The following is an 11016-nucleotide window of genomic DNA, read 5'->3' as shown; positions in this document are numbered from 1 at the left end:
GAATGTCTACACTTGCCACCCTAAAAGAGCTTCTTAGCAAAAGAATTTTAATTATCGATGGTGCGATGGGTACCATGATCCAACGCCATAAATTAGAAGAAGCAGATTACCGTGGTGAACGTTTTGCAGATTGGGCATCAGACCTCAAAGGTAATAACGATCTTTTAGTCCTTACACAACCTCAAATTATTCAAGGTATTCACGAAGCTTATTTAGAAGCAGGTGCTGACATTATTGAAACCAATACCTTTAACGGTACACGTGTTTCAATGTCTGACTACCACATGGAAGATTTAGTTCCTGAAATCAACATTGCTGCGGCTCGTCTTGCTAAAGCAGCATGTGAAAAGTATTCAACACCTGAAAAACCACGTTTCGTGGCAGGTGTTATTGGTCCTACATCACGTACAACATCTATTTCACCTAACGTGAATGATCCTGCATTCCGTAACATCACTTTTGATGCTTTAAAAGTTGATTATATTGAATCGACTAAAGCCTTGATTGAAGGTGGTGTAGACATCATCTTAATTGAAACTGTATTCGATACCTTAAATGCTAAAGCTGCAATTTTTGCGGTAAAAGAAGTATTTAAAGAAATTGGTTATGAATTACCAATTATGATTTCAGGCACAATTACAGATGCCTCAGGTCGTACTTTAACAGGTCAAACAGCAGAAGCATTCTGGAACTCAATGCGCCATGCAGAGCCTTTATCTATTGGCTTTAACTGTGCCCTCGGTGCGGATGCAATGCGTCCACACGTAAAAACCGTGTCTGACGTTGCCGATACGTTTGTGTCAGCGCATCCAAACGCAGGCTTACCGAATGCCTTTGGTGGTTATGATGAAACGCCTGAAGAAACAGCTGCATTTATTAAAGAATTTGCTGAAAGTGGCTTAATTAATATTACAGGCGGTTGCTGTGGTACAACACCTGACCACATCCGTGCGATTGCACAAGCGGTTGATGGTATTACACCTCGTCAAATTCCTGACATTGAACCTGCATGTCGTTTAAGTGGATTAGAGCCATTTAACATCACTAAAGATTCATTATTCGTAAACGTAGGTGAACGTACCAACGTTACGGGTTCTAAAAAATTCCTTCGTTTAATTAAAGAAGAAAACTTTGCCGAAGCCTTAGATGTTGCACGTCAACAAGTTGAAGCTGGCGCACAGATCATCGACATTAACATGGATGAAGGCATGCTCGATTCACAAGGTGCAATGGTGCATTTCCTGAATCTTGTCGCTTCCGAGCCTGACATCTCACGCGTGCCAATCATGATTGACTCATCAAAATGGGACATCATTGAAGCAGGTTTAAAATGCGTTCAAGGCAAAGCTGTTGTTAACTCAATTTCTTTAAAAGAAGGTTATGACGAATTTGTAGAACGTGCGCGTTTATGTCGTCAGTACGGTGCCGCTGTTATTGTAATGGCTTTCGATGAAGATGGTCAGGCAGATACAGCAGCACGTAAACGTGAAATTTGTAAGCGTTCATACGATGTACTTGTGAATGAAGTGGGCTTCCCTGCTGAAGATATTATCTTTGACCCGAACGTATTTGCGGTAGCAACAGGGATTGAAGAACACAACAACTACGGTGTGGACTTCATTGAAGCAACAGGTTGGATTAAACAAAACCTACCACATGCAATGATTTCAGGTGGTGTATCAAACGTATCGTTCTCATTCCGTGGTAATGAGCCTGTACGTGAAGCCATTCACTCAGTGTTCTTATATCATGCCATCCAACAAGGCATGACCATGGGTATTGTAAACGCAGGTCAAATGGCGATTTACGATGATATTGATACAGAGTTAAAAGCTGCCGTTGAAGATGTTGTACTCAACCAAAATCAAGGTGAAAGCGGTCAGGATGCAACAGAAAAATTACTGACTGTTGCTGAAAAATACCGTGGTCAAGCGGGCGCACAAAAAGCGGAAGAAAACCTTGAATGGCGTAATGCAAGCGTTGCAAAACGTCTTGAATACGCACTCGTTAAAGGCATCACCACGTATATCGACCAAGATACTGAAGAAGCACGTTTAGAATCTACTCGCCCACTCGATGTGATCGAAGGTCCTTTAATGGCGGGTATGAACGTAGTCGGTGATCTGTTTGGTTCAGGTAAAATGTTCTTACCACAAGTGGTTAAATCTGCACGTGTAATGAAACAAGCGGTTGCATGGCTTAACCCGTTTATTGAAGCTGAAAAAACAGGTGCTCAATCTAAAGGTAAAATCTTACTTGCAACGGTTAAAGGTGACGTACACGACATTGGTAAAAACATTGTAGGCGTTGTACTTGGTTGTAATGGTTATGACATCGTTGACCTTGGCGTGATGGTACCGTGTGAGAAGATTCTACAAACTGCAATTGATGAAAAAGTTGATATCATTGGCTTGTCAGGTTTGATCACACCGTCACTCGATGAAATGGTTTTTGTTGCGAAAGAAATGCAACGTAAAGGCTTTAACATTCCACTGATGATTGGTGGTGCTACAACTTCTAAAGCACATACCGCTGTAAAAATTTCACCGCAATATCAAAATGATGGCGTGTACTATACGGCGGATGCTTCACGTGCTGTGGGTGTTGCAACTCAATTACTCTCTGCTGAAATGAAGCCACAATTGGCAGAAGATTATGCTGCGGATTATGAAAAAATCCGCATCCGCTTAGCAAATAAGCAACCAAAAGCGGCGAAGTTATCTTATGCACAATCGGTTGAAAATGGCTTTAAAATTGATTTCGAAAAGCATGCACCTGTTAAACCAAACTTCATTGGTTCACAGACTTTCACTAACTATTCTTTAGAAACCTTGGTGGAATACTTCGACTGGACACCATTCTTTATTTCTTGGAGCTTGGCGGGCAAATTCCCAAAAATTCTAGAAGATGAAGTGGTGGGTGAAGCAGCACGTGATTTGTATGAACAAGCGCAAATTATGTTGAAAGACATTATTGAAAACAAACGCTTCGATGCACGTGCAACATTCAGCATTTACCCTGCAAACCGCATTGCAGCAGATACGGTTGCAGTCACTGATGAAAATGGCTATGTGACACATTCATTTGAGCATATTCGTCAGCAGTCTGACAAAGTGACAGGCAAAGCAAACTACTCTTTAGCTGACTTTATTGCACCAAAAGACGTTGCTCAAGATTACTTAGGTGGTTTCACTGTATCGATCTTTGGTGCAGAAGAAATGTCACAAGAATATAAAGCCAAAGGTGATGACTATAATGCGATTTTGGTTCAAGCTTTAGGTGACCGTTTCGCTGAAGCATTTGCTGAGCATTTACATCAGCGTATTCGTAAAGAGTTCTGGGGTTATCAAGCTTCTGAAACTTTAACGAATGATGATTTGATTAAAGAGAAGTATGTCGGTATTCGTCCTGCGCCTGGCTACCCTGCTTGTCCTGAGCATTCTGAAAAAGCGCCATTGTTTGATTGGTTAGGTTCAACTGAGAAGATGGGTACTTTCTTAACGTCTAGTTTTGCAATGTGGCCACCTTCTTCTGTGAGCGGTTTCTATTATGCAAACCCTGAAACTGATTACTTTAACGTAGGTAAAATCTCTGGCGATCAGTTGGAAGATTATGCGAAACGTAAAGGTTGGACGTTGGATGAAGCGAAACGTTGGTTAGCGCCGAATTTGGATGATTCGATTTCTTAAGAATCCCCCTAGCCCCCTTTGATAAAGGGGGAAGAATCCATTCGTATCGAATATAAAAAAATCCCCTCGATTGAGGGGATTTTTTTATTAAGCTGATATTTTTCTCTGTTGATTAAAGACAATTACTGCACCGTATTTTATTAATGTTATATAAGATAAAAATACTTCAGAATCAGCAAAGTAGTTAGGATATGCTTGCTTTAAACCACCTATAGCATTTGTCGATAATAAAGCGACAACCCAATTAGGATTCTTTGCTAATTTTGTCTCATAAAAACCATATTGTTCCGAAGCTTTTTCTGTTTGGTTTTTATTAAAAAAATCTAACTCTAGCTGTCTATTAAGTACATTCAAACGTAATAATACTAAATCATCAATAGACTTATTATGCATTATGATCTTTTCATTAATTTCATTTAAGGATTCAGCATATAACTTAAATAAACCTTCAACAGTGACCTTTGTGACTATACCTTCTAATGGAGTAGTAATAAATTTGTAAATAGCTATAGATTGATATAAAGCCTGTGGATGTAATTTAAGATATTTCAAATATTCGCTTACTACCAACTTTTGATCATTTTTTTCAAATGATGGTAAATTTTCAATTATTTCAAACTGTTTTCCTACCTGTCCAAAAAAGACTTTCCACCCCTCGCCCCCATCATTACTTTTCAAGTTTTGCTTAGTAAATAAATCTACAATTTCTAAACTGGTTGCCCAACTATGTTGTAATTTGGTTCTTAATTGAAATTCAACTTTTTTATTATCACCAAATTCATTTTTGAACTTTGCTACTAGATGTATACCTCTATATCCATCATCTTTAGGAACTTTGATATAATCTTTAAGTTTTATTAATACACCATTTTCTCTAAAACAATTTTCTTTCTCTAGAACTTTAAAAAAATTCTTTAGCTTTACATTATTTGTTAAAACTATGCGTATACCAGCTATGTCTTGCATACTGGTTAATACCATTGGACCATTTGAATTATGTTTATTGTAGTTTAATTTTTTTCTAATTGACTCCAATCTTTTTAACCGTTTTGCAATATACGCATCTTTATCAATTCTATTTATATATTTTAAAACTAGCATTTCTGCTTGAGATAAAGGCACAACATGGCAATTACGCCAATAAGTTAATACACTTATCGTTTGCGATAAAAGCTCTTCGTTATTCTCCAAGTCAGGATCAATCAAAGAATAACTTGCACGCTTCACATCCCCATTTGTAAATGGTCTTTTTTCTTTCTTCATAATTAGGGTCTGTTGACATTTGCTGTTCAAAAAAATAGCGAGAAAGTAAAATTCAATCGTCAAACCAAATTCACTTCTCGCTATGCCTCGAACTATGCTGACAGATCAACACTGGTCTAAGCTAAAATCTATTCTCGTCAATTTCAGTATTTATCTCAAACATAATTTAAGATTATTTATTGAAGCTATTCTTTATCGCATTAGAACGGGATGCCCTTGGCGGGATCTACCCGAGGTCTTTGGTAAGCCAAACTCTATTTTTAAGAAATTTAATCGTTGGTGTAAAGATAGTAAGTTGTTAAAAATATTTAAATTATTGTCGAGCGATGCAGATTTGGAATGGATCTTTATTGATGCTAGTCATGTGAGAGCGCATCAACATGCGACAGGAGTTAAAGATCAATCAATTTCCAAAAGTATCGGTGGGAATAGCTCTAAAATTCATTTAGCTGTAGATGCAAACGGAAATCCTATCGAGTTTATTATTGGTGATGGCACAACTCATGATGTGAAAGTTGCACCTAGGTTAATCGATTGCTTGGATTTAGCAGAAACAGAGATCTTGTGTGCTGATAAGGGTTATGACTCAGAATTTCTCAGAGAGAAAATTAAAAGTACAAAAACGAAAGCCAATATTCCAAAAAAAGGTAACAGTAAATCCAATAATGAACATATGGACTGGCACTTATATAAAATCAGGCACTTAGTTGAAAACGCATTTGCCAGATTAAAACATTTCAGGGGTATTGCCACTCGTTATGACAAGCTAAAGCGGAATTATGAAAACTCACTTGCTTTAGCCTGTATTTTTATCTGGTTACCATTATGAAATGTCAACAGACTCTAGTTAGATTTTATTTTTAATCTAGAATTTTTATCAAATACTTACGTTAAAATCTAGTATATTTATAATTTCCTTAAGCACTCCTCTTGCTCCATACAGCTCACCTTTTAATAGGTGAGAAATTATGCGAATCCACAACCGTGATCAAATTAGCGTGAAGTCCCTCTTTTCCAAAGAGGGATTTAGGGAGATTCTATTGTCAAAATGTCCAAACAATACCGATAAATCACTTCCACCACATTATTAATCTGCCCCATCACCTGCCCATTATCAAACCTTAATACGTTTAATCCAAGTTGAGCCAAAACCTCATCACGAAGACTATCTGCTTCTAATCCTTCATCCGTAAAGTGCTGACTACCATCACACTCAATCACTAAATTTGCAGCAGGACAATAAAAATCTACGATGTAATTCAAAATTGGCTTTTGCCGATAAAACTGCAAACCTAATATTTGTTTATTTCGCAGTCGCGACCACAATAACTTTTCAGCTTCTGTCATATTGTTACGTAAGTCACGTGAGGCTTGTTTTAATTTTTTATTATAGGGTTTCATTTTTATTCTCTTTTAATAATCCCTCCTCTTGCGCCATACATGGCTCACCTTTAAAAAAGAGAGGAACTTCACGAATCTAAAACCACCATCAAATTCGCGTAAAGTCCCTCTTTTATAAAGAGGGATTTAGGGAGATTCAACAAAACAATACTTTTACCAAAATTAATCACATAACCCATCATCCAACATTTTTACCACTTAGTGAATAAATCCGTTTTATAATAGCCATTAAATCTTAATCTCCCCCAAATTTAGACTACTGGTGTTTCCATGAAAAAATTAATGAACGGTGCTGAAAACATCGTCGTTGAAATGTGCAAAGGCTTCGTACTTGCGCACCCAGAACTCGCATTCAATGAATCATACAAAATTGTTTCACGAAAACAGAAACACCAAAATGTTGCCCTTATTAGCGGTGGCGGTAGCGGTCACGAACCTGCACACGCAGGCTTTGTAGGTACAGGCATGCTCGACGCTGCCGTATGTGGCGATGTATTTGCATCTCCATCGCAAATCCAAATCTATAAAGCATTAACACAAGTCGCAACTGACAAAGGCGTGCTAATGATCATCAAAAACTATTCTGGCGATATGATGAATTTCCAGAATGGCGCAGCTTTAGCAACAGATGACGGCATTAAAGTCGATTTTGTCAAAGTAGCCGATGACATTGCCGTAAAAGACAGCCTTTACACGGTGGGTCGTCGTGGTGTTGCAGGTACTGTATTTGTACATAAAATTGCAGGTGCTGCGGCAACGAAAGGTTACGACCTTGCACGTGTAAAAGAACTTGCACAAAAAGCTGCGGACAATGTAACAAGCTTAGGTTTTGCATTCACCTCTTGCACAGTTCCTGCGAAAGGTACACCAACATTTGCCTTGGCAGATGACGAAATGGAATATGGCGTAGGCATTCATGGCGAACCAGGTATTCGTCGTGAGAAAATCTTGCCATCAAAAGAACTTGCTCAACGCATTGTCGATGACTTATTTTTAGATCGTCCTAACTTAAAAGAAGTTGCAGTTTTGGTGAATGGTTTTGGTACTACACCATTACAAGAACTGTATGTATTTAACAATGATGTATGCGAACACCTTGCAAGCAAAGGTATCAAAATTTACCGCACATTCGTTGGTAATTACATGACAAGTATCGATATGAACGGTGCTTCGGTTTCACTTCTTGCTGTAGATGATGAACTAAAAACTTATTTAGATGCTGAAGCAAATACCCCTGCATTTAAAATGGATGGTTCGCCTGCCCTACCTTTTGAATTTTCAAAAAAAGATGAAACAGTAAAACGTGAAGTGAATACAGATGTGGAAACACATGCTGAACATGCTGTAATTAGCAATGAACAATTCACCATTGAAAACATGCGTTATGTAGTAGATGTCATGAGCGCATGCATCATTAAAAATGAAGTACCATTCTGTGAGCTAGATGCACACGCGGGCGATGGTGACTTTGGTATGAGTGTTGCAAAAGGCTTTAAACAACTTAAACGCCAATGGCATGAGCTTTTACAAGCTGAAAAAATGGATGATTTTTTACTAAATTGTTCAATGATTATTATGGAACATTGTGGTGGTGCTTCAGGTCCAATTTGGGGTTCTGCATTCCGTGCCGCAAGCAAAGCTGTTAAAGGTAAAGATGTTTTAACTGTTGCAGATTTTGCTCATCTTTTACAAGATGCAGTAAAAGGCATTCAAGCCACAGGCGAACGCTCATTTGGTCGTGGTGCGGTTGTGGGTGATAAAACGTTAATTGATGCGCTTGTACCATGTGCCGATTCTTGGTCTGCAAATGCAAATAAATCGTTTAAAGAAAACTTTGTTTTAGGTGCAGAAGCAGCGGTAAAAGGTGCTGAAGCAACTAAAGAAATTGTGGCACGTATGGGACGTGCAGGTACAGTTGGTGATCGTAGCTTAGGCTATCCTGATGCAGGTGCTCATGGTTTAGGCGTGATTTTCACAGACATTGCACAGCATATTAAATAAGATCTTTATTAAAAAAGCCTCGATTTGTTCGAGGCTTTTTTTTAGAAAATCACAGGGTATTTACAGAAAAAATCCTACGGTAAAATATCAATTTCAATAATATTTAAATGATGCATCATCTCTCGAATAAAAACAAAGTAGATAAATAGATGAATCTTTTCATCTCCGACTTTATTTACATAATATTCAGTATGTTCAATAAACTCATTAAATGCATGTTCCAACTTAATTTGATCAATACACATATCTGAATTAAAAAATATTGCAGATAATTCCTTTATAAACATATCTGATGTTTGCGCATAATGTTGAATTTTATGATCAATATGAATTTTTTCTAAAATCTCTTCAATCACATAAATCATATTCTCAATAGCCAAAGCATCAACATATCCACAGCGTAAGCTTTGTTTCTGAATATCATTTAAACCTTGAGAAAATTCAAAGTTTTGTGCTTGATCCGATATTTGAATATCATCTAAAGAAAGTGAAAATTGAAGTATATTTCGATCTGTCATTTTATATTCATTCTAATTTTCTAAGCCATATCTACAACATATATCCACTTATAAATGTCATTAAGTTCGTTCAACAAAAAGAATACCATCTAAATGGTCTATTTCATGTTGCACAATACGTGCAGGAAAACCTGAAAATTCTTGTTCTACACTATCTCCCGCTAAAGTTTGGTAACTCACTCGAATCACTTCAGCTCTTGCAACTTGCCCTCTTTCATTAGGCACACTCAAGCAACCTTCCTCACCCAATACTTGCCTATCTGAACGCTGAATAATTTCAGGATTAATCATCACAATAGCGTCCATTTCAGGCGTATCTGGATAACGAATATTTGATCGTGAAGCAACGATAATCACACGGCGAGATACGTACACTTGTGGTGCTGCAATACCCACGCCATTACGCGCAAGCATGGTGGCATGCATCGCATCTGCAAGCGTATTTAACCATGTTGAACCAAACTCTTGCATACTTACTTCAGCTGCATGTAAAGCTAAAACAGCTTCACCCTTTTGTGCGACTTTTAAAATTTCAGTCATAGACAATTGCTCAATTAATCGCAAACTTCAATGAAGATCATAGGTTATAAAATTATCACTTTTTCAAATTAAAACCATTAAAAAATACCATTTAAATTACGACCAATGAAAAACATCAATAACTTAGCTATTGATATAATAAATAAAATTTCACATGTATTTTTCCATGACATTTAACGGATTGAATTATTTCAGCCTATTGATTCCGCTGTTTCTTTTTGCGACATCATTTCTGATTTTTATATTACGCACAAAGAAACTTGTATCAATTGAAATGACATGGTTTGGCTCTGCTATTTTTATCTCTGCACTTGCACAGCTGATACAAACAGCATTACTTCCAAATGATCTTTTTTTATTTGCACCATTCATCACCTTACTATTTTTAATTAGCATTATTTTATGTACTCATGCGGTGTATAAACGATTAAGAATCAAAACTTCTTGGAAATTTTTAACCCTTGTTTTAACCATTACCGTTTCCACTGTTGGATATTACTCTTATATAGAACAAAATTTAGCAGTTCGCTTTATTGCAATTGCTTTAGCCACCATTGCTATACTTTTTAATAACGCTCAACCATTTATAAATGCTAAACATACGCATATTTTAGAACGCCTATTAAAGCTCAGTTTATCGGGTTCTATATTGGCTGTTTCTATTCGTGCAGTTGTACTTGTAAGTCTGATAAAGAATAACCGAACCCTAGAAGATTTCCCCTTTATTTGGGCAAGCTCTCAATTTCTCATTCTATTTTTTACCAGTTTAATTTTTATTTTACTGTGTGCATGCTCTATTCGAGATTCCATTCGAAAACTTGAATATGAACGTAATATTGACCCACTTACAGGCTTGCTCAATCGACGCGCTTTCAATGAAATCATTGACCATTTAGAACCTCACCCTAACTCACAAAATGCACTTCTTATTTGCGATATAGATCACTTTAAAAACATTAATGATATTTATGGACATTATATTGGTGACTTGGCTTTACAACATGTAAGTTATATTATGCGAAAAGCAGTTCGTCGTTATGATGAAATTGCACGTATTGGTGGTGAAGAATTTGTCATTTTTTTACAAGATACATCAACTGATACAGCACTATACGTAGCAGAACGTATTCGTGAAACCATTGCGTCTACACCATTAGAACATGACAACCATGCTATTTATTTAAGTATTAGTATAGGTATAAGTTTTTTCCAAGATCAGAACCTTTTTCAAGAGGCATTACATCAAGCAGATGCACAGCTTTACCAAGCAAAAAATTCGGGTCGAAACCAAATTCAATGGACATCTGCCCATCTCTCAATCGAAGATTAAACCCAATTAACCGTAATTTCTACAAAATCAGTTTTACTGATTTTAATCACCAAGTCTTTAAACTCGATTACGGCATAAAACTGTTCTGCGCCATCATCTAAACCTGTTGCAGACAATGTTGTTCCTCTTGGAAATTCATCTAAAAAATGAGCTTGATAAAAGTCTGCAACAGTATCGAAATTTAAATATAAATGAGGAGAAGCTTTAATTTTAGATGCTACAGCGAGAAACTGTTCTTTCTTAAACTGATCGAAATCTAAAATCATCCTATCCC

General features: G+C 37.0%; 9 protein-coding genes. 4 read left to right on the top strand and 5 right to left on the bottom strand.

Annotated features, from left to right (window positions below; genetic code table 11):
* Positions 1-2 precede the first annotated feature (2 nt).
* Positions 3-3689: a methionine synthase gene (gene metH, locus A6M14_RS13675; RefSeq protein WP_152875798.1), complete on the top strand. Its 3687-nt coding sequence runs from the start codon at positions 3-5 to the stop codon at positions 3687-3689.
* An 87-nt stretch (positions 3690-3776) separates the two neighbouring features.
* Here metH and A6M14_RS13670 read toward each other — a convergent pair whose 3' ends face one another.
* Positions 3777-4952 (bottom strand): RelA/SpoT domain-containing protein, encoded by a 1176-nt coding sequence (locus tag A6M14_RS13670; RefSeq protein WP_152875797.1) that lies wholly within the window; start codon positions 4950-4952, stop codon positions 3777-3779.
* An 82-nt stretch (positions 4953-5034) separates the two neighbouring features.
* Between A6M14_RS13670 and A6M14_RS13665 the strand changes: the two genes are divergently transcribed.
* Positions 5035-5781 (top strand): IS5 family transposase, encoded by a 747-nt coding sequence (locus A6M14_RS13665; protein WP_152875796.1) that lies wholly within the window; start codon positions 5035-5037, stop codon positions 5779-5781.
* Positions 5782-5978: 197 nt separating this feature from the next.
* On the opposite strand, the gene A6M14_RS13660 is transcribed toward A6M14_RS13665, so the two are convergent.
* The gene (locus tag A6M14_RS13660; protein ID WP_152875795.1) at positions 5979-6353 is read right to left on the bottom strand and encodes an endonuclease domain-containing protein; all 375 of its coding nucleotides are present in this window, start codon (positions 6351-6353) and stop codon (positions 5979-5981) included.
* Positions 6354-6623: 270 nt separating this feature from the next.
* Between A6M14_RS13660 and dhaK the strand changes: the two genes are divergently transcribed.
* Positions 6624-8354, top strand: a complete 1731-nt coding sequence (gene dhaK, locus A6M14_RS13655) for a dihydroxyacetone kinase subunit DhaK (protein WP_152875794.1) — start codon at positions 6624-6626, stop codon at positions 8352-8354.
* 74 nt (positions 8355-8428) lie between these two features.
* Here the strand turns inward: dhaK and A6M14_RS13650 are convergent, their stop codons facing one another.
* On the bottom strand, positions 8429-8872 hold the full coding sequence (locus A6M14_RS13650) for a hypothetical protein (RefSeq protein ID WP_152875793.1): 444 nt from the start codon (positions 8870-8872) through the stop codon (positions 8429-8431).
* 60 nt (positions 8873-8932) lie between these two features.
* Entirely contained in the window at positions 8933-9412 is a 480-nt protein-coding gene (gene def / locus A6M14_RS13645) for a peptide deformylase (protein ID WP_152875792.1), read from the bottom strand.
* Between the two features lie 274 nt (positions 9413-9686).
* On the opposite strand from def, the gene A6M14_RS13640 reads away from it, so the two are divergent.
* Positions 9687-10742, top strand: coding sequence for a GGDEF domain-containing protein (locus tag A6M14_RS13640; protein WP_171500298.1), 1056 nt, complete (start codon positions 9687-9689; stop codon positions 10740-10742).
* On the opposite strand, the gene A6M14_RS13635 is transcribed toward A6M14_RS13640, so the two are convergent.
* Positions 10739-11008 carry a hypothetical protein gene (locus A6M14_RS13635; protein ID WP_152875790.1) on the bottom strand — a complete coding sequence of 90 codons (270 nt, stop codon included), beginning with the start codon at positions 11006-11008 and terminating at the stop codon, positions 10739-10741. The two genes, A6M14_RS13640 and A6M14_RS13635, sit on opposite strands and share 4 nt — an antisense overlap.
* Positions 11009-11016 lie beyond the last annotated feature (8 nt).

Origin of the sequence: Acinetobacter portensis (assembly GCF_009372215.1) — a bacterium.
GTDB lineage: Bacteria > Pseudomonadota > Gammaproteobacteria > Pseudomonadales > Moraxellaceae > Acinetobacter > Acinetobacter portensis.
This window is presented reverse-complemented; position numbering and strand designations above follow the sequence as displayed.

Excerpts from the sequence above, each read along its gene's own strand:
- metH (WP_152875798.1), top strand. The coding sequence starts at position 3 with ATGTCTACACTTGCCACCCTAAAAGAGCTTCTTAGCAAAAGAATTTTA.
- A6M14_RS13670 (WP_152875797.1), bottom strand. The coding sequence starts at position 4,952 with ATGAAGAAAGAAAAAAGACCATTTACAAATGGGGATGTGAAGCGTGCA.
- A6M14_RS13665 (WP_152875796.1), top strand. The coding sequence starts at position 5,035 with ATGCCTCGAACTATGCTGACAGATCAACACTGGTCTAAGCTAAAATCT.
- A6M14_RS13660 (WP_152875795.1), bottom strand. The coding sequence starts at position 6,353 with ATGAAACCCTATAATAAAAAATTAAAACAAGCCTCACGTGACTTACGT.
- dhaK (WP_152875794.1), top strand. The coding sequence starts at position 6,624 with ATGAAAAAATTAATGAACGGTGCTGAAAACATCGTCGTTGAAATGTGC.
- A6M14_RS13650 (WP_152875793.1), bottom strand. The coding sequence starts at position 8,872 with ATGACAGATCGAAATATACTTCAATTTTCACTTTCTTTAGATGATATT.
- def (WP_152875792.1), bottom strand. The coding sequence starts at position 9,412 with ATGACTGAAATTTTAAAAGTCGCACAAAAGGGTGAAGCTGTTTTAGCT.
- A6M14_RS13640 (WP_171500298.1), top strand. The coding sequence starts at position 9,687 with ATGACATGGTTTGGCTCTGCTATTTTTATCTCTGCACTTGCACAGCTG.
- A6M14_RS13635 (WP_152875790.1), bottom strand. The coding sequence starts at position 11,008 with ATGATTTTAGATTTCGATCAGTTTAAGAAAGAACAGTTTCTCGCTGTA.